Origin of the sequence: Streptomyces sp. NPDC050508, from assembly GCF_040655155.1 — a bacterium.
Taxonomy (GTDB): domain Bacteria; phylum Actinomycetota; class Actinomycetes; order Streptomycetales; family Streptomycetaceae; genus Streptomyces.
The window spans coordinates 1-17,819 of record NZ_JBFAJJ010000010.1 but is presented as its reverse complement, the minus strand read 5'-3'; the positions used below and the strand labels follow the sequence as shown (position 1 = coordinate 17,819).

General features: G+C 69.7%; 22 protein-coding genes. 8 read left to right on the top strand and 14 right to left on the bottom strand.

Annotated features, from left to right (window positions below):
• Nucleotides 1-63 precede the first annotated feature (63 nt).
• The gene (locus AB0I69_RS27310) at nucleotides 64-1,599 is read right to left on the bottom strand and encodes an NAD(P)/FAD-dependent oxidoreductase (RefSeq protein WP_363098337.1); all 1,536 of its coding nucleotides are present in this window, start codon (nucleotides 1,597-1,599) and stop codon (nucleotides 64-66) included.
• Between the two features lie 183 nt (nucleotides 1,600-1,782).
• Entirely contained in the window at nucleotides 1,783-2,697 is a 915-nt protein-coding gene (locus AB0I69_RS27305) for a TIGR01777 family oxidoreductase (protein ID WP_363098336.1), read from the bottom strand.
• A gap of 73 nt (nucleotides 2,698-2,770) precedes the next feature.
• On the opposite strand from AB0I69_RS27305, the gene AB0I69_RS27300 reads away from it, so the two are divergent.
• Nucleotides 2,771-3,259, top strand: a complete 489-nt coding sequence (locus tag AB0I69_RS27300; RefSeq protein WP_363098335.1) for a GNAT family N-acetyltransferase — start codon at nucleotides 2,771-2,773, stop codon at nucleotides 3,257-3,259.
• Between the two features lies 1 nt (nucleotide 3,260).
• Here AB0I69_RS27300 and AB0I69_RS27295 read toward each other — a convergent pair whose 3' ends face one another.
• Nucleotides 3,261-4,445, bottom strand: a complete 1,185-nt coding sequence (locus tag AB0I69_RS27295; RefSeq protein WP_363098334.1) for a MarP family serine protease — start codon at nucleotides 4,443-4,445, stop codon at nucleotides 3,261-3,263.
• Nucleotides 4,446-4,705: 260 nt separating this feature from the next.
• Here AB0I69_RS27295 and AB0I69_RS27290 point away from each other — a divergent pair, with 260 nt between their 5' ends.
• Nucleotides 4,706-5,446: a peptidoglycan recognition protein gene (locus AB0I69_RS27290; RefSeq protein WP_363098333.1), complete on the top strand. Its 741-nt coding sequence runs from the start codon at nucleotides 4,706-4,708 to the stop codon at nucleotides 5,444-5,446.
• A gap of 50 nt (nucleotides 5,447-5,496) precedes the next feature.
• Here AB0I69_RS27290 and AB0I69_RS27285 read toward each other — a convergent pair whose 3' ends face one another.
• Nucleotides 5,497-6,054 (bottom strand): EF-hand domain-containing protein, encoded by a 558-nt coding sequence (locus AB0I69_RS27285; protein ID WP_363098332.1) that lies wholly within the window; start codon nucleotides 6,052-6,054, stop codon nucleotides 5,497-5,499.
• A 10-nt stretch (nucleotides 6,055-6,064) separates the two neighbouring features.
• Entirely contained in the window at nucleotides 6,065-6,604 is a 540-nt protein-coding gene (locus AB0I69_RS27280) for an EF-hand domain-containing protein (protein WP_363098331.1), read from the bottom strand.
• A gap of 244 nt (nucleotides 6,605-6,848) precedes the next feature.
• Here AB0I69_RS27280 and AB0I69_RS27275 point away from each other — a divergent pair, with 244 nt between their 5' ends.
• Entirely contained in the window at nucleotides 6,849-7,970 is a 1,122-nt protein-coding gene (locus AB0I69_RS27275; protein WP_363098626.1) for a cyclopropane-fatty-acyl-phospholipid synthase family protein, read from the top strand.
• Here AB0I69_RS27275 and AB0I69_RS27270 read toward each other — a convergent pair.
• Together AB0I69_RS27270 and AB0I69_RS27265 are read right to left on the bottom strand one after the other, a co-directional pair.
• Entirely contained in the window at nucleotides 7,952-9,082 is a 1,131-nt protein-coding gene (locus AB0I69_RS27270) for a peptidoglycan bridge formation glycyltransferase FemA/FemB family protein (RefSeq protein ID WP_363098330.1), read from the bottom strand. The genes AB0I69_RS27275 and AB0I69_RS27270 overlap by 19 nt on opposite strands.
• A 56-nt stretch (nucleotides 9,083-9,138) precedes the next feature.
• Nucleotides 9,139-9,546: an ATP-binding protein gene (locus AB0I69_RS27265; RefSeq protein WP_363098329.1), complete on the bottom strand. Its 408-nt coding sequence runs from the start codon at nucleotides 9,544-9,546 to the stop codon at nucleotides 9,139-9,141.
• Between the two features lie 84 nt (nucleotides 9,547-9,630).
• Between AB0I69_RS27265 and AB0I69_RS27260 the strand changes: the two genes are divergently transcribed.
• The 3 genes from AB0I69_RS27260 to AB0I69_RS27250 all read left to right on the top strand — a co-directional run bounded on the left by AB0I69_RS27260 (nucleotide 9,631) and on the right by AB0I69_RS27250 (nucleotide 12,086).
• Nucleotides 9,631-10,443, top strand: coding sequence for a helix-turn-helix transcriptional regulator (locus AB0I69_RS27260; protein WP_363098328.1), 813 nt, complete (start codon nucleotides 9,631-9,633; stop codon nucleotides 10,441-10,443).
• Nucleotides 10,440-10,748, top strand: a complete 309-nt coding sequence (locus tag AB0I69_RS27255) for a DUF397 domain-containing protein (RefSeq protein WP_363098327.1) — start codon at nucleotides 10,440-10,442, stop codon at nucleotides 10,746-10,748. The genes AB0I69_RS27260 and AB0I69_RS27255 overlap by 4 nt, the downstream gene beginning before the upstream one ends.
• A 408-nt stretch (nucleotides 10,749-11,156) precedes the next feature.
• Entirely contained in the window at nucleotides 11,157-12,086 is a 930-nt protein-coding gene (locus tag AB0I69_RS27250; RefSeq protein ID WP_363098326.1) for a hypothetical protein, read from the top strand.
• Here AB0I69_RS27250 and AB0I69_RS27245 read toward each other — a convergent pair.
• Entirely contained in the window at nucleotides 12,029-12,202 is a 174-nt protein-coding gene (locus tag AB0I69_RS27245) for a hypothetical protein (protein WP_363098325.1), read from the bottom strand. The two genes, AB0I69_RS27250 and AB0I69_RS27245, sit on opposite strands and share 58 nt — an antisense overlap.
• Nucleotides 12,203-12,383: 181 nt before the next feature.
• Here AB0I69_RS27245 and AB0I69_RS27240 point away from each other — a divergent pair, with 181 nt between their 5' ends.
• Entirely contained in the window at nucleotides 12,384-12,614 is a 231-nt protein-coding gene (locus AB0I69_RS27240; RefSeq protein WP_363098324.1) for a hypothetical protein, read from the top strand.
• A 28-nt stretch (nucleotides 12,615-12,642) separates the two neighbouring features.
• Here AB0I69_RS27240 and AB0I69_RS27235 read toward each other — a convergent pair whose 3' ends face one another.
• The 3 genes from AB0I69_RS27235 to AB0I69_RS27225 all read right to left on the bottom strand — a co-directional run bounded on the left by AB0I69_RS27235 (nucleotide 12,643) and on the right by AB0I69_RS27225 (nucleotide 14,387).
• Nucleotides 12,643-12,897 (bottom strand): hypothetical protein, encoded by a 255-nt coding sequence (locus AB0I69_RS27235; RefSeq protein ID WP_363098323.1) that lies wholly within the window; start codon nucleotides 12,895-12,897, stop codon nucleotides 12,643-12,645.
• Between the two features lie 37 nt (nucleotides 12,898-12,934).
• A complete protein-coding gene (locus tag AB0I69_RS27230; protein ID WP_363098322.1) occupies nucleotides 12,935-13,414 on the bottom strand; it encodes a hypothetical protein in 480 nt (159 codons plus the stop codon).
• A gap of 193 nt (nucleotides 13,415-13,607) precedes the next feature.
• Entirely contained in the window at nucleotides 13,608-14,387 is a 780-nt protein-coding gene (locus AB0I69_RS27225) for an SDR family oxidoreductase (protein ID WP_363098321.1), read from the bottom strand.
• Nucleotides 14,388-14,558: 171 nt separating this feature from the next.
• Here AB0I69_RS27225 and AB0I69_RS27220 point away from each other — a divergent pair, with 171 nt between their 5' ends.
• On the top strand, nucleotides 14,559-15,437 hold the full coding sequence (locus AB0I69_RS27220) for a helix-turn-helix transcriptional regulator (RefSeq protein ID WP_363098320.1): 879 nt from the start codon (nucleotides 14,559-14,561) through the stop codon (nucleotides 15,435-15,437).
• Between the two features lie 5 nt (nucleotides 15,438-15,442).
• On the opposite strand, the gene AB0I69_RS27215 is transcribed toward AB0I69_RS27220, so the two are convergent.
• The 3 genes from AB0I69_RS27215 to AB0I69_RS27205 form a co-directional block, all read right to left on the bottom strand.
• The gene (locus AB0I69_RS27215; RefSeq protein WP_363098319.1) at nucleotides 15,443-15,976 is read right to left on the bottom strand and encodes a carboxymuconolactone decarboxylase family protein; all 534 of its coding nucleotides are present in this window, start codon (nucleotides 15,974-15,976) and stop codon (nucleotides 15,443-15,445) included.
• 67 nt (nucleotides 15,977-16,043) lie between these two features.
• Nucleotides 16,044-16,565, bottom strand: coding sequence for a DUF4240 domain-containing protein (locus AB0I69_RS27210; RefSeq protein WP_363098625.1), 522 nt, complete (start codon nucleotides 16,563-16,565; stop codon nucleotides 16,044-16,046).
• 78 nt (nucleotides 16,566-16,643) lie between these two features.
• Complete coding sequence (locus AB0I69_RS27205) at nucleotides 16,644-17,624, bottom strand: YafY family protein (protein ID WP_363098318.1); 981 nt, start codon at nucleotides 17,622-17,624, stop codon at nucleotides 16,644-16,646.
• Nucleotides 17,625-17,819: the final 195 nt, after the last annotated feature.

Below are 17,819 nucleotides of genomic sequence, written 5' to 3'. Positions count from 1 at the left end.
GGGGCTGGTCGCGCCCACGCGGCGGAGCCGCATATCGATACAGCCCCGCGCCCGTAAAAGAATTCAGGCGGCCTGTGTTGTGGGGATCGGGTCCGCCCTGTGCATCGAGCCCGTCGCGCCCAGGTCGGCCACGATCGCCGACGCCGCCCGGTGTGCCGAGTGCAACGCCCCCTGCACCGTGCTCGTGTCCCGGTGGTCGCCGCAAACGTACAGGCCGGCCAACAGCCGTACGGGGCGCCGTGGATCGTGCGGTGGGCGCATGGCGGGTACGGCCGCCGCGGTGTGGTGGACGGCGAGGGTCTCCCAGCGGGTGGTCGAGGTGCCGTAGAGGCGGGACAGGTGCGTGCGTACGGCGGGTTCGACGTCCGGTGGGGGAGGGCCCAGGACCGTCGACGAGACGAGTGCGCGGCCGGCCGGTGCGCGGCTCGGGTCGATCTGGCTGACGACCGCGGTGTGCGCGACGGGGCCGCCGCGGTCGGAGTCCAGGAGGAGGGCGGCTCCGGTCGTCGGCGGGTCGTCGGTCGTGTGGTGCACGACCGTCACCTGGTGGAAGTCCGGTACGCGCAGGCCGGGCAGGAGTTCGGCCGCCGCGCGGGCGTCCGTCGCCACCAGGACGGCCCGGCAGCGGATCTCGCCGTGCTCGGCGGTGGTCACCGACGTCGTCGATACGGCCGTCACGCGCACGCCGGTGTGCACGGTGCCCGGCGGCAGCGCCGCGGCGAGCACCTCGGGCAGCATCTCCGCCCCGCCCTCAGGCAGACACAGCCGGCCGCCCGCGAAGGCGCGCAGCGCGAGGTCCGCGCAGCGGCTGGAGGTGGTCAACTCGGGGTCGCAGAGCAGTGCGGCGAGCAGCGGACGCAGGAACCCGTCGATGGTGCGGGCGGGTACCCCGCGGGCCGCGAGCGCCTGCGCGGCGGGCAACTCGGGCCGGGACAGCAGCCGTTCGACCGGCGTGCCCGCGAGCCGGGTGAGCGCGGCGCCGAGCCGGGCCTGGTCGACGGGACCGCCGAGCGGCGCACCGGACCTCGACCTGGGCACGGGCGAGGGCCCCCGGGCGTCCACCGGCCGTTCCTTGAGCGTGGGCCCGCCCCAGGAGGCGCCCGTTCGGTCCCTGAGTGCGGGCCTGCCCCCGGGCGCCGACGCGGCCCAGGACACGCCCCCGCGTCCCCTCGGCACCGGTCCGCCCCACAGGGCGCCCCTCCGTACCGTCCCGCCCCACGGAGACCCCGTCCGAGGGGCGCTCGCCAGGGCGCGTACCGCGTGGAGTGCGCCCCATGCGCTCCCTCCGGGCGCCGGGGCGCCCGCGCGGTGGCGGCGGCCGTCGCTGTGGAGGAGGACTCCTGGGGCGAAGGGGCGCAGGACCAGGGCGTCGAGGCCCGGGGTCAGGCGGAGTTCGGGGTACGAGCTGGACAGGAACTGTCCGATCCGGTCGAGCCGGAACCCGTCGACCTTCTCGGTCGACATACGGCCCCCCACGTAAGGGGCGGCCTCCAGGACTACGGTCGTTACTCCTGCGCTGGTCAGCCGATGCGCCGCGGCGAGTCCGGCGACGCCGGCTCCCACGATGACGACGTCCGCCTGGTACGCGGGCTCAGACACGTGCCCCTCCTCGACGTTGAGCGGCCGGTGGAGACGTCATGCCCCCAACAGCCTTCAGGGATACCCGAGTTCGGGTCGAGGTTAGGGCCGTGATCGGTCAAGGGGAGTCGCGCATGCGCAGGGCACGGTCGCACGGCGGTCGCATACGGTCGCCGTGCGTCATCATCGGCTGTCAGGCGCTCGTCACCGCGCGCCCGCCCCTTGCAGCGCAGCCCGGACAGCCCCCTCGATCTCCGGGAACGCGAAGGTGAACCCCGACTCCAACAGCCGCTTCGGCAGCACCCGTTGACTGCCCAGCACATCCCCCGACATCTCGCCGAGCACCAGCTTCAGCGCGGGCGCCGGCACGGTGAAGAGGGACGGGCGATGCATCACGCGCCCCATGGCCGCCGCGATCTCACGGTTCGTCAGCGGGTTCGGCGCGGTGAGGTTGAAGGGTCCCGACAGGCCCTCGGTGTCGATGAGATGCCGGATCGCCGCCACCTCGTCGTGCAGCGCGACGAACGACCAGTACTGCCGCCCGTTCCCGAACCGCCCGCCCAGGCCCGCCTTGTAGAGGGGGAACAGCTTGGCCCACGCCCCGCCCTCACGTGCCACGACCAGCCCGGTCCGCGCGAACACCGTCCGCACGCCCGCCTCCTGCACGGGCGCCGTGGCCTCCTCCCACTCCACGCACAGCGCGGGCAGGAAACCGTCCCCGGGAGGCGCGTCCTCGTCCACGGTACGGTCGCCGGTCTCGCCGTAGAAGCCGATCGCGCTGCCGTTCACCCAGACCCGCGGCGGCCGGTCCAGGGCGGCCACGGCCTCCGCGAGGGCCGCCGTGCCGAGGACGCGGCTGTCGCGGACGGTCTTCTTGTAGGCGTCCGTCCAGCGGTGGTCGCCGACCCCGGCGCCGGCCAGGTTGACCACGGCGTCGCACCCGTCGAGCCCGGCCGCGTCCACGTACTGCCCTTCGGGGTCCCAGCACACCTCGTCGGCACCCTTGGCTGCCCGCCGCACCAGGCGCACCACCTCGTGCCCGTCCGCGGTCAGTGACCGCACCAGTGCGCTGCCGATGAGACCGGAGGCGCCGGTCACCGCGATTCGCGAGCGTTCCATGGCGCCCATCCTGCCTCGTTGATCCATAAAACCCTCATGAGGACCGCCCCGCCCCCGCCGTACTGTGGCCCACATGTCCGAGCCGCACATACGCATCGCCCTGCCCGACGACGACGAGGAACTCGGCGCACTGGACCGCGCCACCTGGTCCCACCTGCACGCGGTCATGCCCAGGCCGCAGCCGCCGTACGGCTCCTTCTTCGACGACCGGCACGCGCCCGCCGATCATCTGGTCGCCGAACTCGACCGCAGGATCGTCGGTTACGTCCGGCTGGGCTTCTCCACCCCGCTCGCCTGCAACGCGCACGTCCGGCAGATCCAGGGGCTCGCCGTCGCCGACGAGGCCCGCGGCAAGGGGGTCGGCCGGGCGCTGATCCGGGCCGCCGCCGAGGAGGCCCGGCGCCGGGGCGCACGCCGGCTCACGCTGCGCGTGCTCGGGCACAACACCCCGGCGCGGAAGCTCTACGAGGCCGAGGGGTTCGCCGTCGAGGGCGTACTGCCCGAGGAGTTCCTGCTCGACGGGGAGTACGTCGACGACGTCTTCATGGGCCGATCCTTGTGACCTATGAGGTGACCAGGTCGCCCGTGTCCACCCGGGCGGTGGCGGTCGCCGCGCGTTGCGCGTCCCCGGAGACCTCGTCGGCCGTCAGCACGTACCCCGTCTCGTCGTCCTGGGTGGAGCGGGCGAAGACGACGCCGTAGACCTTGCCGCCGGTCGTCAGGAGCGGGCCGCCGGAGTTGCCGGGGCGGACCGTGGAGCGGATCGAGTAGATCTCGCGGGTGACCGTCCCGTTGTTGTAGATGTTCTGCCCGGTCGCGTTCACGCGGTTGGCGACGGTCGCGGCCTGCAGGTTCAGGTCGCCGTCCTGCGGATAGCCCGCCACCACCGCAGAGTCGCCGCGCGCCGCGCTGTCGTCGAAGCGCAGCACCGGCGCGGACAGCCCCGGCACGTACAGCACGGCCACGTCCTTCTGCGGATCGAAGAGGACCACCCGCGCCTCGTACGACCGCCCGACCCCGCCGATGCGGACGCTCGGGTTGTCGATGCCCGCGACCACGTGCGCGTTGGTCATCACGTGCTGCGGGGCGTACACGAAGCCGCTGCCCTCGCGGCCCTGGGTGCCCGAGGAGCCCTCGATCTTGACCGTGCTCCGCTTGGAGGCGTTCGTCGCGGCGGCCGTGACGCTGTCGCCGGTGGGCTTGGCTACCTCGGCCGTGGACGCGTTCTCGAACGGGTTGAAGACCTGCGGGAAGCCCGCCTCCGTGAGTGCGGAGGTCGCCCGCGAGAACCACGTCGGTGTCGTGTCCGGCATGAGCTTCTGCACGCTGCCCAGCAGCGTTGAGTCCTGGATCGCCGTCGTGACCGTGGCGGACGAGGACGCGCCCAGCACGCTCGCGGCCACCCAGGCCACGATCATCACCGCCACCGAGTTCGCCGCGGCCCCGCCGATCCCGTCGGCCACCCGCAGCGGTCCCTGGTCCAGCTCCTTGCGCAGCTTCAGCGCGAGCCGCCCCGCCAACTCGTGCCCGATCACCGCCGGGGCCAGCACGGTGAGCACGGCGGTCACCGTCGCCGTCGTCGTCCCCGGTGTCACCAGGTCCATCACCCACGGCAGCACCCACACACCGATGACCGCACCGCCCACGAACCCGGCGAGCGACACACATCCGGCGACGAGGCCGCGCCGGTATCCGGACGCCGCGTAGGCGAGGATCACCAGCAACAACAGCAGGTCGAGCAGGTCCACGGAGCCGCCTTTCTCTCGGAACCCTTAGTACGCGAGGAACGGGCCCACTGATCAGTCACGCGCGCGTGGCCCCCGGGAACCGACCACGCGTGCGTGTACCTGCAGAAACGTGCCGCACCAGGACGATGGTTCCACCGGGTGGCACAGCACACATCGCGGACTGAGTGTTTCCGGCCGAGAGTGTGACCATGCGTGTCCCAAGAAGAACGCTGAGTGCGCGAAGGCGATCGTGGCGCGGGCGAATACCCCGCTCCGCGCTCGTGGTGCTGGCCTGCGTGCCCGGCCTCGCCGCCGTCCTGGTGCTGGCCCTGTGCGCGAACGGCATCGGCCACAAGGCCACGGCCGCCGTACGCCCGCCCGTCGCGGCCCGCCCCGCCGCCGTCCAGCACACCGCGCCCAAGCCGCGCATCGTCCCGCGCTCGGCCTGGTTGGACGCCCTCTCCCGGCACGCGCAGCCGCCGCCGCGCTACGACGACAAGGTCGTCGCCGTCTTCGTCCACCACACGGACTCGCCGAACGGCTACGACTGCGCGGACGCGCCCCGCATCATCCGCTACCTGTACGCGGGCCAGACCGGCGTCCGCGACTGGGACGACATCGGCTACAACTTCCTCGTCGACCACTGCGGCACGATCTACGAGGGGCGGGCGGGGGGCGTCGACCGGGCCGTCACCGGGGCCCACACGCAGGGGTTCAACCACCGTACGGCGGGGATCGCGGCGATCGGGACGTTCACGGCGGGGATGGCGGTGCCGAAGGTGATGACCGATGCGATTGCTGCGCTGGCCGCCTGGAAATTGGGGCTCGCGGATGTTGATCCGCGTGCGAAGGCGCGGCTGGTGTCCAGCAACAGCCTCAGCCGGTACGCCAGCGGTACGACCGCGATCCTGCCCGCGCTGGCGGGGCACAAGGACGGGTACATGACGAGTTGCCCGGGGGCGGCGTTGTTGGCGCGGCTTCCGGAGGTTCGGGAACGGGCGGCGCGGTTGCAGGGGCGGTGAATCGCCCCCCCGCTGCCCCTACCCGTCCCGCCCTGGCCTGGACTCGACGGTCAGAAGTCTCCGAGCAGCCAGTTGCCGGCGTCGGCGGGGTCGGCCGAACAGTAGAAGTCCCGGTTGGCCTGGACGAGGTCGGCGAAGGTGAACGAGCCTGACGCGTCCAGGAGATGGGCGTGCGCGACCAGGATGTCGGGCGGTGTGACGCCCTCGGCGGCGAGCAGGTCTTCGAAGAGCCGGTCCGTCAGGACGGTGTCGGATCGCAGGCCGCAGACCTCACCGATCGAGTGGAGGACCGGCAGGATCGCATGGTCGAAGCCGTCCGGGCGGCCGAGAAGACTCCACGTGGTCGTCGTGACGAATTCGTTCTCGTCGATCACGTGGTCGTTGTTCAGGTCACCGTATTTGTGCATCCTGGCGAACAGTTCGCGGTAGACAGCCGTAATGCGATCGGCTTCCGGTGATGCTTCGCGGAGGTGGAATCGAAGCCGGAGGCGCTGTGCGACGGTTTCGTAGTCCGAAGCGTCGAGGACGCCGTTTCCGTCGGAATCCAGGACCCGGAAGCGTTTGCGGAACTTGCGGATCTGGAGTTCGGTGGGGACCGGCGGAGTCATGTCGACGGTTTCAGCCGAAGAAATGGACGAGAGGGTTGCTCGGATCGCCGTCGGCGTAGAACTGTGTGAGCAACTCGGTGAAGGCGTCCCGCGAGATCCGGCCGTCGGGCGCGAAGTACGACAGGACGGCGCCCGCCTGGCTTTCGGCGCCGCCGATGGCCTTGACGAAGCGGTGGAACTCCTCGGTGGTCAGGTGGTCGTCCCGGTCCTGGTCGCAGACGGTGAAGACGGCATGGGCGACGGGACGGATCGCCCGACCGCCCGACCGCCCGACGCTTCCGGTCACCGAGGCGAGAAACTCCTCCCGGCTGACCCGGCCGTCGTGATCGGTGTCCGCGCGGGCCCGAAGCCGGTCGAAGAGCGCGACGTACTGCTCGCGGACGTCGAGGGCCGCCGGGGCGTCACCGTCCACGCTGAACTCCGCCAACAGGCCGTCGACTGCCTGGTGATAGTCGGACAGCTCGATATAGCCGTTGCCGTCGTAGTCGAGTGCCTGGAACTGCGCGGTCGCCTTGAGGCGCTGGGCTGACTGGTCGAGTGAACCGGACATGGACCAAGCTCCTCTTGATAATCAAGTCGGTGTTCTTCAGTTCTTTCTTTATATAGCGAGGAGCGGTGACGTGCCCGACGGGAATGCTGCATGGTGGGATCTCGGCCCGGTCCCGGAATCCAGGGTGCGCGCCTGGACGGCGCGTGCTTTCCTGCGGAGAAGTGTGGCGCCGCTGGCGCTGCGGATCGTTCATCCCGACGGCAGTGTTTTCGGTGCGGGCTCTTCCGAAGCCCCTGCGTTGATCGTGCATGACCCGGATGCCTTCTACCGGCGCATCGGTTCCGCCGGGCTGGTCGGTGTGGGCGAGTCGTATCAGGCGGCCGAATGGGACAGCGTCGACCTCGCCGGGCTGCTCACGGTCTTCGCGGAGGGCATCGACCGGATCGTGCCGCGTGCCGCGAGGCGACTGCGCCCGCTGGTCACCGACCGGCGGCCGGACAGCGATGACAACACCCCGGAGAACGCCCGCCAGAACGTCGCGCGTCACTACGACCTGCCCCACCAGATGTTCGAAGTCTTCCTCGACGACACGATGACCTACTCCAGCGCGGTCTTCCCGGTGGGACCGGGCACCGGCGCGGACGCGTTGACGCAGGCGCAGGACTACAAACTCGACCGCCTGCTCCGCCAGGCCGGCGTGGGGCCGGGCCGGACCGTCCTCGACATCGGCGCGGGCTGGGGCGAACTGGCGCTTCGCGCCGCGGCGAAGGGAGCCGAGGTCCGGGCCGTCACCCTCTCGAAGGAGCAGTACCGGTACATCAGTGAGCGGGTCGAGCGGGCGGCTCTCGCCGGCCGGGCCGACGTCCAGTTCGGGGACTACCGCGAGGTCGAGGGCCGCTACGACACCGTGTTCAGCATCGAGATGATGGAGGCGGTCGGACACGCCTACCTCCCCGAGTTCCTGGCGGCACTCGACCGGCTCGTGGCTCCAGGCGGCCGGGTGATCCTCCAGTCCACGGTCATGCGTCATGACCGGATGCTGGAGATGCGCGACTCGAACTCCTGGATCAAAAAGTACATCTTCCCCGGCTCGGCCCTTCCGTCGGTCACCTCCATCGAAGCCGCGGTTGCCGGACAGAAGTCCCTGCACATCGTCGACGAGGAACGCTTCCGCTTCCACTACGCGCAGACGCTCCTCCTTTGGAGACAACGCTTCGAGACCGGAGCCGACCGACTGACGACGCTGGGCTTCGACACCACGTTCCAACGCACCTGGCGCTTCTACCTGGCCTGGTGCGAGGCGGGCTTCCGCTCGGGCGTCCTCGATGTGGCCAGGTATGTGCTGGAACCCGGGCGAGGACATGGACAGGGACATGAGCAGGGGGATGAGAAGACGGACGCGAGTTCCTACCTGCGCCCGAGATAGACCCCCAACGCCCGTTGCAGGACCTTCCCTTGGTTGCCGACCGGGCGTTCCCATTCCCCCAGGTACTCCACTGCTCGGCCGCCCGCGCCGGTCTTGAAGAGGAGGCGGCCGACGAGGCGGTCCTCGGCGACGAGGGACGGGGTGATGGAGCGGAGGTCGTACGTGTCCGCGCCCGAGTCCAGTGCCTCGCACAGCATGCGCCACAACAGCAGGCTGCTGGGCCGCAGTTCACGCCCCCGGCGGCCGGACGCGGGATACGAGTGCCAGACCCGCGGACCGACACTGATCATCAGCGCGGCGGACAGCACCTCGTCGTCGTACTCGGCGAGGTAGATCCGCAGTCGGTCGGAGTCCTCAGCGTTCAGCGCCTGCCACATGCGCCGGAAGTAGTCCAGGGGGCGGGGCTTGAACCCGTCCCGCTCCGCCGTCGCCCGATACAGACGGTGGAACGCGGGCAGATCGTCGGCCGAGCCCCAGAAGACCCCGACCCCGCCGGCTTCGGCCGTCTGTAGCGACCGCAACCAGTTGGGGGAGAGCGCGGCCCGCAATTCGTTCACCGACCGCCCCGCCAAGGGGATTTGACACCCATAGCGAGGCTGGCCCAGCCCGAACCCACTCCCGTCGTTCTCCTTGCACCGCCGCCATCCCAGCCGCTTCAGCCGCTCGGCGGCATCGAGCGCGTACCCGTCGATCCCGTCCGTCGGCAGATCCCGCAGATGCCGTACGGAGGGGTCGGCGATGCCCGCCGCGACGGTGGCCGCGTCCCAGTGCCGGACGACGAGCGGGGGGCCGATGCGGACCGAGAACGCGCCCTCCTTCTCCAGGTGCTCGATGAGGGGGTCCAGGTACCGTTCCGGACGCTGGCTGTGCCAGTCGATCGCGGGCCCGTCGGGGAGGTAGGCGAGAAAGCGACCGGTGCCGGGGAAGGCCCGGTACAGCACGAGCGCGACGGCGACCAACGCCTCGCCCTCGAACCAACCGACGCTCTCCGCCGTCCAGTCGGGCTTCACGTCGGCCCACTCGGGGATCTGGAGATGGCTGGCGTCGGGGTGCAGGCGGAGATGGTCGAGGTGTTCCTCGCGGGTGATCCCCTTCACGTACGGGCTGGTCATGGGCGCGACGCTCCTGTTCGGCGGCGGCCACCGTAAGCCGGGGCTCACCGGGCGGGTCAAGACTTCACTGCTGTGAACTCCGCCCACACCTGCTTGCCGCGTCGGCCCTGCCTGGGCGTGACGCCCCACTGACTCGCCACGGACGCGATCAGGAAGATGCCCCGTCCGCTTTCCGTATCCCAGTCGGGTTCGGTGTACCAGACGGGCAGTTCGGGCGAACGATCGGCGACGGCCACGCGAACGCCGCCTTCCGGGAGGGTGCGGAGGTGTAGTTCGCACTCCGGGGACTTCACGTGGCGGTGGACGTTGGCCAGCATCTCCGTCACGCAGAGCGTTGCGGCGTCTGCGAGTTCGGGGTACCCCCAGGTGGTGAGCTGCTCGCGGACAGTTTGGCGTACGGCGGCGAACCCCTCTGGTTCCGCGAGGAGTTGGAGGACCACTTCGGGGGGTGATTGCGTGTGCATGCCCTCACGGTGGGTTATATGTGGCTAGCCTGAACAGGACTTTCGGTGGCACACAAAGGAGTGTGCGGGCAAAGGGGGTTGGCTGTGCAGGACGGTGCTGAGGGCTCGTCGAGCATGAAGATGTTCGGGGCGGTGGTGCGGGCGTTGCGGGACGCACAGGGCAGCACGCGCGAGCAGTTGGGCGTGTACGTCGGGTACTCGGCGTCGCAGGTGGCCATGGTGGAGCGGGGCGAACGGATGCCGAGTCCCCGGTTCGTGGCGAAGACGGCGGAGTTCCTTCAACAGAGGGTGGCGATCGAGGCGGCCGCGGGGCACTTGGAGCGGAGTCCGCATCCGTCGTGGTTCGGGGAGTACGTGGATCTGGAGGCTGAGGCGGTCAGTGTCTGGACGTTCAACACGCATGTGGTGCACGGCCTGGTTCAGACGGAGGCGTATGCGCGTGCGGTGCTCGGTGAGTACTGCCCCATGCTGGACGACGAAGAGCTCGCGCGCCTGCTGGAGGCGCGGCTGGCACGGCAGAAGTTGCTGACGCGGATGCCCGCCGTCTCCCTCGCACTGGTCATCGAGGAGTGGGTACTGCGTCGGCCGATGGGGGGACCGGCCGTGGCCAAGGGGCAGTTGGAGCGGCTGCTCGAACTCTCGGAGATGAGGAACGTCTCGATCCAGGTCATGCCGATGCGATACGAGGGCCATGCGGGTCTCGACGGCCCCTTCACGCTGCTGGAGACGAAGGAACGCCGGTGGGTCACCTACGTCGAAGGGCAGTCCTACGGCTTCGTGATCGACGACCGAGAAGAGGTCGGCAACTTCCAGCAGCGCTATGGCATGATCCGGACGCAGGCGCTCACGCCGAGCGACTCCGTGAAGGTGATCGAGCAGATGGCAGGGGAGCTATGACCGCCGACCTGAAGTGGTTCAAGTCCAGCTACAGCGGTAGCCAGGGCGGTGAATGCCTCGAAGTCGCCCTGGAATGGCGGAAGTCGACGTACAGCGGCGCGGAGGGCGGTGAGTGCCTTGAAGCCGCGCTGGATTGGCGTAAGTCCAGGCACAGCGGTGACGCCGGCGGCGAATGCCTCGAAGTCGCCCTGGAACAAGCCCACCCCACGGTCCACATCCGTGACTCGAAAGCCAAGTCCGGCCCCACGCTGGCGTTTTCGCTGGACGAGTGGACGGCGTTCGTGGGCTTCAGCGCCGGGAAGTGACTCAGGGGCTCCATGCCGCAAGTAAGTCCGCTGGGCCACTCGCCGTCGGCTGCCACGTTGCCCAACTCGCGGTCCGGCAGGCCTGACATCAAAGTTACTGACATTGATGTCAGTAACACGGATGTTGGTTGGGCGGTTGGCGGAGATATCCGACCCCAGGGGGTGGGCCACAAAAGTGTGACACTCTGCCCCGAAGTGTCACACTTTCGCGAGGAGGGTCCCCCGGCGGGGTCCGGCAAGGGGTGTCTTCGCTGGACGAATGGATGATTTTCGTAAACTTGGCCGCACAGTCGGCGCTAAAGTAGTCACGTCCTCACCCTCCGTGCGTCCAACACGGAGCGGCCCTCAGCGGTGCGCCAACACCAATCTGAGGGCCTTCACCGACGAGTGGATCAGAGGTCCATCGCGATGCTCCAGCATGCTATCCCGCCCACCCGTTTCTTCTCCCAGACCCCGAACGAGATCATCCGGCATCCCCGCCTCAACGGGACCGCCGTACGACTCCTCCAGTGGGCGCTGTCCCTCCCCGAGGGTTCGAGGGAGACCGTGCAGTCCATCGGCGAGAAGATGCCGGAAGGCCGCCTCGCCGTCCGCAAGGCCCGGCGGCAACTGGAAGAAGAGGGTTACCTCCACACCCGGCGCAGCCAGGACCCCGAGACGGGTCAGTGGTCCACCCAAGTCCTCGTGTCCAACGTGGCGTTGACCGCACCGGAGGAGATCGCCGCCGCGTTCGGGACCGTACGTCCCTCTCCTGATCCGAGTGACCAGGACCCGCCGGTCGGGGGCGGGGCGGACCAGGTCGTCGGCGCATACCCCTTGGGCGAGAACACCGAGGAAAACACCCCCAACCAGCCTGTGCCGCCAGGCGAGTTGGAGACCGGCGCCGCGAACTTCCTGGCCCGCCTCGGCGACCGCACCCCCGCCCTGCGTCTCGGTGCCCGAGAGGTCGAGCGGCTGGCTCCCCTCGCGGCCCGCTGGCTGGAGAGCGGGGCGACGGAGGCCGACCTGCGTCAGGCCCTCACCACCGACCTGCCCCACCCCGTCCGCTCCCCGGCCGCCCTCGTCACGTACCGCCTGGAAGCCCGGACTCCGACAATTCCCGCTCCACGCAAGCCAGTTGGGACCCTGGCGGAGTGCGGCGAGTGCCGCGACCCGTTGCCGCGAGGGGTGAGTACGGGCATCTGCCGCCGCTGCGCGGGACTGGTCCCCGCCCCTGCGGAGCCAACTCCCGTGTCGCTCAACGGGATCGCCCTGGTGCGGGCCGCGTTGTCAGGCGTGTGTCACGAGGCGATCGGGCGGTCGGACAGGTGGGCCAGCTCGGTGAAGAACGCACGGTAGAGCGGCTCGTCGGTGGTCTGGATCTCGACGGTGGCGAGCCCGTGCCGGGAACTCGTCGTGCTCGCGTAGATCGGTTCGTCGAGCTCCTCGACGTTGCCGAAGTGCAGCCGGGTCAAGCCACCCCTGCGCGCCTCGGCACGTACCTTCACCCAGCTCAACGGGGCCCGGTACGAGCCGATGATCCGACCCCTCGATCGGCCCCGACCGGCGTTCACAGGTTTCTCGCAGGCAACTCACCGAGTCCCCCGAGACAAGCTCCCTATCGTCATGCACACGCACTGACTGGAGGTGGGGAAAATGAACAGCAGTCACTCCAACACCACGGAGAAGTCGGCCGGTTGGGCCAAGTCCGCCCGCGGCCCCTGGGCGGTGGTCTGCGCGGTCGCGACGGTCATCCTGGGCCCGGCCGCCGTCACGGCCTCCGCACTCGACCAGGCCAACGCCGCCCCGATGCACCACGCGGTACGGGCCGACCAGACGCAGGCCTACATCCCGACGGACACGACCCGCCGCCGGACCGCCGCCTGAGAGTCGTCCCGCAACACCGGGCTCGACCTCAGCGACGGCCTCGCCGGTCCTCGTAGTTGACGAAGAAGCCCACAACAACGAGCAAGCCGAAAATCCCCACGGCGAAGGTGCCGAGGATCGTCCAGATCCCCTTGCCGTCCATCGCAGAGCGCACCCCACCGGCGAGCCCGCCAACGGCAAAAATGATGCCGAAGACGAGCGTCTGTGAACTTTGAGGTCTCAGCCAGTGCCGCAGGCTCGGGCGGCGGCGCCCGCGTGCGGGCGGGCCTGCGGAGTGCGTCATTTGTCGGTATCTCACCTTTCCCGGTTCTGCTGGGGCGTCAGCGTACGGCGACCAGATCCTGCGTGCTGGTGACCGTGCCGTCGGCGTGCTGGGTGAGGCGGAGGACCAGGACGTGGGCGCGGTCGGCCGGTGCGGTCACGTAGAACGGTCGGCCCTTGTTCAGGCCCGGTGCCTTGAACTCCACGCGGGTCCCGAAGGCTCCGGAGGCGCTGTTGCAGCCCTTGGCCAATGTACGGCCGAACGGATCATGGTCGTGACCGGTGGCGTCGACGTCGTAGTCGACCTTCTTGTTGTCGGGTCGGGCAACCGTCCCGACGTTCATCGTGACCCATGCGTGGACCTTCACGTCCGTGCAGACGGCGATGTCGCTGACGGCCTGCGGATCGGGGTCGTTGAGTTCGCTGCCCTCGGCGCTTTCGCCGGCGAACAGGAGGGCACCCGCCAATGCGCCTCCCCCCAGGACGATGATGGCGGCACCGAGCAGAATCATCGAGCGCGGGCGAACAATCGGGAACATGACCCCTCCGGGGTGGCTGTGGACGGCACTTGTCCGTCAACTCGCCCTGGCAGGGCGGGCGTTGATGTCTCGTAAGACATCCGCAGCCGGGCGGGCGTTGTGACCGGAGTCGCATCAGGACGCCCCTGTGACATGTGAGTCGACACACCGTTACGGGGAACCGGAGAAAGAAGCGGAAGCGGGACTGGCTCTCTCAGACCTGGTCGGTGGGACGGATGACGATCTCGGCCACGGCTCGGCGGCGCGGGCTGGTGACGACGTACTCGACCGCCTCGGCGATGTCGTCGGCGTGCAGCTTTTCGACGTCGGCGAACCTGGCCGCCATGCGTTCCTGGACGGCCGGCTGCTGGTGGCCGAACAGTTCGGTCTCGGTGAGGCCCGGCTCGACCACGGAGAAGCGGACGTTGCGTCGCGCGTACTCCTGCCGCCAGGCCTCGGTCGCGGCGGTGACGCCGAACTTGGTCGCGTTGTACACCGCGCCCGAGGGAATGGCGAAGCGGCCGGCGATCGAGCTGATGTTGACCACGTCGGCGACCTGGCGCGGGCTCGTGACGGCGGCTTCGACGAGGTGCGGCAGGGCGGCCTTGGTGACGTACAGCAGCCCCTTCACGTTGATGTCGACCATCTGCTCCCAGTCGCGCAGCGGGGCCTGCGTCGAGTCCCCGGTCAGCATGACGCCGGCCGCGTTGACCAGGATGTCCAGCCGGCCGAGCCGCTCGACGGTGGTGGCGACGATGTCGGCGGTGACGTCGGCGTCGGTCAGATCGGCGGCCAACGCGATGGCCTGGCCGTCCTGCTCGGCGATCTCCTTGGCCAGCACGTCGATCCGATCCTGGCGGCGGGCGACCAGCACGACGGTGGCGCCCTCGGCCGCCAGTCGGCGGGCGGTGGCCTGACCGATGCCGCTGCTGGCACCCGTGACCAGGGCAACCGTCGACTTCAGGGTCATGGTGGTAGGCGTGACAGTAGGCATGGCGGTGACCTCCGGAACAGTGGTGTGCGGGTGCACGGGGCGGGCGACTCGGTCGTGAGGTCCGAAGCCGTGACACCACTCTGGGGCCTGACTTATGCAGGTGCCAGAGCGTGGTTATCCAGGTATTCGCACTAACTGGTAACAGGCTCCGTGCAGTGACACAGTGGATGCATGACGACGTCCCTGGAGGCTGTGCCGGCCCAGCCGGCCCAGCCGACCGATCATGAGATCAGGCGGCGGGAGCTGTCGTCCTTCCTGCGCAGCAGGCGGGAACGCATCTCCCCCGAGCAGGCCGGTCTGCCGGCCACGGGCCGTCGGCGCACCCCGGGGCTGCGCCGCGAGGAGGTCGCGCAGCTCGCGGGTGTGGGTGTGACCTGGTACACGTGGCTGGAGCAGGCCAGGGACATCAACGTCTCCGAGCAGGTGCTGGCCGCGATCGCGCGCACGCTGCGACTCGATCCGTACGAGCGGGTCCACCTCTACACGCTGGCCGGACATCCAGAGCCGCCGATGGACCGCGACTGCAAGGCCATCCCGAGCGCCATGCTGGTGATGATGCGTCAACTGGAGCCGATCCCGGCCGCCGTGATCAACACCCGGTTCGATCTGCTCGCCTACAACCGCACCTACGAGCGGATGGTCGGCGGACTGGAGCATCTGCCGTTCGAGGACCGCAACCAACTGCTGCTGGTGTTCACGTCACCGAGGTGGCGGGCCGGCACCCTCGACTGGGAGGACGCCGCCGCGCGCCTGGCCGGCCGGTTCCGCGCCGGCATGGCAGCGCACGCCGCCGAGCCCGGTTGGAAGAGTCTGGTCACCCGGTTGCGGCAGGAGTCACCGGACTTCGAGCGCCTGTGGGACCAGCACGACGTGCGGGCACCGGAGAACTTCACGAAGCGTTACCTGCATCCCGAGGTCGGCGTACTGACCCTGGACTACACGCAGTTGTGGTTCGGCGAGCGCTCGGAGATCAAGCTCACCACGTACACCCCTGTGGACGAGGGGACTTGGGCGAAAGTACGTCTCCTGCAGGACATGCTTGAACGGTGATCCGGTCAACGACGGCCCAGCCCCAGGTACTTCTCGCCCACCGGATCGATGTCCACGCCGAGGCCGTTCAGGAGGCCGGCGAGCATCGTGTAGTACCCGACCGTCGTGATCAGCTCGACCACCTGACGGTCGGTGAAGTGCTCGCGCAGGGTGCCCAACGTGGCGTCCGTGAGCGTGTGTTGGGCCATCAGCTCCTCGGTCGCGGTCAGCAGCAACGACTCGACCGCGTCGAACTTCCCTTCCTCCCAACGGAGTTCGGCGACCGCCGCCAACTGGTCGACGGTGAGCCCCGCGTCCAGCGCGGCCGGGTGGTGCTGGACGGCCCCGTACGCACAGTCCGTACGCGCCGCCACCGCCATCACCACCAACTCGCGCAGCCGCACCGGCAAGGACGACCCGAGCACGGCCATGCCCAGATCGATCGCCGGACCCGTCATGTCGGGGGCGTGCGAGAGCATGCGGAACGCGTTCAGCCGGGTGGGGAGCGCGTCCACGGCTTCGGCTTCGGCGGAACGCTCCGGGTACGGTATGCGAGCCATGGTGACCTCACTGGAATCCGGTCGATGGATGGATGAGTGGGTGGGGGCATCCATCGCCGTACCCCTCTCACTCCTGCCGGAACCTCTCCCGCAGCTTCGGGAACCGTTCCGCCAGCACCGCCTCGTTCTCCAGGTCGAGCGGCGCTCCGAGCGGCTCCGCGGGCGCCGGCGGAATTCCCAGGTCGGGGGCGACGGCACCGGTGAGCTGTTCGTACGCCTCGTCCGCCGCGTACCCCAGTTCCTCCCCGTCGCCGTCGATCTCGTCGTCGAAGTCGTCGATGAGGTCGGCCAGCGAGTCCGGGTCGTGCACGGCACCCTCGTACACCTCACGGCCCTGGCCGATCAGCCAGCACCGGAAGAAGTCGAAGGCGTCGTCGCTCGCCCCGTCGAGCAGCACCCACGCGGCACCCCACAGGTCCCAGGTGTAGGCGCGGTTGTAGCGGGCCTCGAAATGACGGGCGAAGTCCAGGACCAACTCCGGGTCCAGCAGCAGAAGCCGGTCGACCAGCAGGTCGGCCTGCTCCTCGGGGTCGCCGTCGGCGGCCTCGCGGGTGGCGTCCACCAGCTCCCAGAACTCCGTCTCGTCCATCACGGGTCAAGCATCGGTCCTGGAGAGGTGGCGCGCACGTGGAGTGCAGCGGATTGTCACCTGGAGCGGGGCAGATCGTTATGGGCGGCGGTACAGAGCGGCCAGCCGTAGCGCGTCGTCCGTGAAGCGCGCCCGCAGACTCTCCGGGGCGAGTACCTCCACGTCCGGGCCGAGCCCCGCGAGCTGGCTGTGGGCCACCTCCTCGGACTCCACCGGGAGGGTCACCGTCACCCACCCGCCGTCGGTGTCCGGCCCGCCCGCAGCGTCCAGCGCCTCCCGGGCCGCGGCGGGATCGACGGCGTACGGCAGTCTCCTCACCCCGTCCGCCGACAGCCGCACCACGACCTCGGCCCGCAGGATCGACCGCGCGAACTGCTCCGCCCGCTCCGCCCAGAACGCCGGAAGATCGAAATCCTTCTCGCGTACGAAACGTTCGGCACCCGCCTCCGCCGCCGTGAACCGGTCGATCCGGTACACCCGGAAGGAATCACGGCCCGCGACCCGCGCGCACAGATACCAGACGCCCGCCTTGAGCACGAGCCCGTACGGCTCCAGTTCCCGCTCCACATCGGAGTCCCCGCGCCGGTACCGCGCGACCAGCCTCCGGTCGTCCCACACGGCGTCCGCCACGGCGGGGAGCAGCTCGGGTGTCCTGGGCTCGGTGAACCATCCGGGCGCGTCGAGGTGGAACCGCTGGGCCGCAGCCCGCGAGGCATCCGACAGGGAGGGCATCAGGGCCGCGGACACCTTCAGCCGAGCGGCCGACGCGGCGTCCTCCAGCCCCATCTCGCGCAACGCCCCCGGGACCCCGCTGAGGAAGAGCGCCTCGGCCTCGCTACGGCCCAGCCCGGTCAACCTGGTCCGGTACCCACCGACGAGCCGATAGCCCCCGGCCCGCCCCCGCTCCGCGTACACCGGCACGCCCGCCTCGGACAGCGCCTGCGCGTCCCGCGTGACGGTCCGCTCGGAGACTTCCAGCTCGTTGGCCAGCTCGGCGGCTGTCATGGAGGCGCGGGCCTGAAGCAGCAGCACCATTTTGATGAGACGGGCAGCGCGCATGCCTTCATGATGAGGGATCTCGCCCCCGCCGCCCCTACCCGTCCCATCCTCCTGGGGCTCCGCCCCAGACCCCGCTCCTCAAACGCCGGAGGGGCTGGATTCAGCCCGTCCGGCGTTTGAGGACGAGGCCCCTTCAGGGCCGAAGCGGGGGTCTGGGGGCGGCAGCCCCCAGGGGCGGGGCGGGCATGGGCGGCG

What these genes read in the sequence shown, in the direction of transcription:
- AB0I69_RS27305 (WP_363098336.1), bottom strand. Translation starts at nt 2,697, where the DNA reads ATGGAACGCTCGCGAATCGCGGTGACCGGCGCCTCCGGTCTCATCGGC.
- AB0I69_RS27300 (WP_363098335.1), top strand. Translation starts at nt 2,771, where the DNA reads ATGTCCGAGCCGCACATACGCATCGCCCTGCCCGACGACGACGAGGAA.
- AB0I69_RS27285 (WP_363098332.1), bottom strand. Translation starts at nt 6,054, where the DNA reads ATGACTCCGCCGGTCCCCACCGAACTCCAGATCCGCAAGTTCCGCAAA.
- AB0I69_RS27280 (WP_363098331.1), bottom strand. Translation starts at nt 6,604, where the DNA reads ATGTCCGGTTCACTCGACCAGTCAGCCCAGCGCCTCAAGGCGACCGCG.
- AB0I69_RS27270 (WP_363098330.1), bottom strand. Translation starts at nt 9,082, where the DNA reads ATGACCAGCCCGTACGTGAAGGGGATCACCCGCGAGGAACACCTCGAC.
- AB0I69_RS27265 (WP_363098329.1), bottom strand. Translation starts at nt 9,546, where the DNA reads ATGCACACGCAATCACCCCCCGAAGTGGTCCTCCAACTCCTCGCGGAA.
- AB0I69_RS27255 (WP_363098327.1), top strand. Translation starts at nt 10,440, where the DNA reads ATGACCGCCGACCTGAAGTGGTTCAAGTCCAGCTACAGCGGTAGCCAG.
- AB0I69_RS27250 (WP_363098326.1), top strand. Translation starts at nt 11,157, where the DNA reads ATGCTCCAGCATGCTATCCCGCCCACCCGTTTCTTCTCCCAGACCCCG.
- AB0I69_RS27240 (WP_363098324.1), top strand. Translation starts at nt 12,384, where the DNA reads ATGAACAGCAGTCACTCCAACACCACGGAGAAGTCGGCCGGTTGGGCC.
- AB0I69_RS27235 (WP_363098323.1), bottom strand. Translation starts at nt 12,897, where the DNA reads ATGACGCACTCCGCAGGCCCGCCCGCACGCGGGCGCCGCCGCCCGAGC.
- AB0I69_RS27230 (WP_363098322.1), bottom strand. Translation starts at nt 13,414, where the DNA reads ATGTTCCCGATTGTTCGCCCGCGCTCGATGATTCTGCTCGGTGCCGCC.
- AB0I69_RS27225 (WP_363098321.1), bottom strand. Translation starts at nt 14,387, where the DNA reads ATGCCTACTGTCACGCCTACCACCATGACCCTGAAGTCGACGGTTGCC.
- AB0I69_RS27220 (WP_363098320.1), top strand. Translation starts at nt 14,559, where the DNA reads ATGACGACGTCCCTGGAGGCTGTGCCGGCCCAGCCGGCCCAGCCGACC.
- AB0I69_RS27215 (WP_363098319.1), bottom strand. Translation starts at nt 15,976, where the DNA reads ATGGCTCGCATACCGTACCCGGAGCGTTCCGCCGAAGCCGAAGCCGTG.
- AB0I69_RS27210 (WP_363098625.1), bottom strand. Translation starts at nt 16,565, where the DNA reads ATGGACGAGACGGAGTTCTGGGAGCTGGTGGACGCCACCCGCGAGGCC.
- AB0I69_RS27205 (WP_363098318.1), bottom strand. Translation starts at nt 17,624, where the DNA reads ATGCGCGCTGCCCGTCTCATCAAAATGGTGCTGCTGCTTCAGGCCCGC.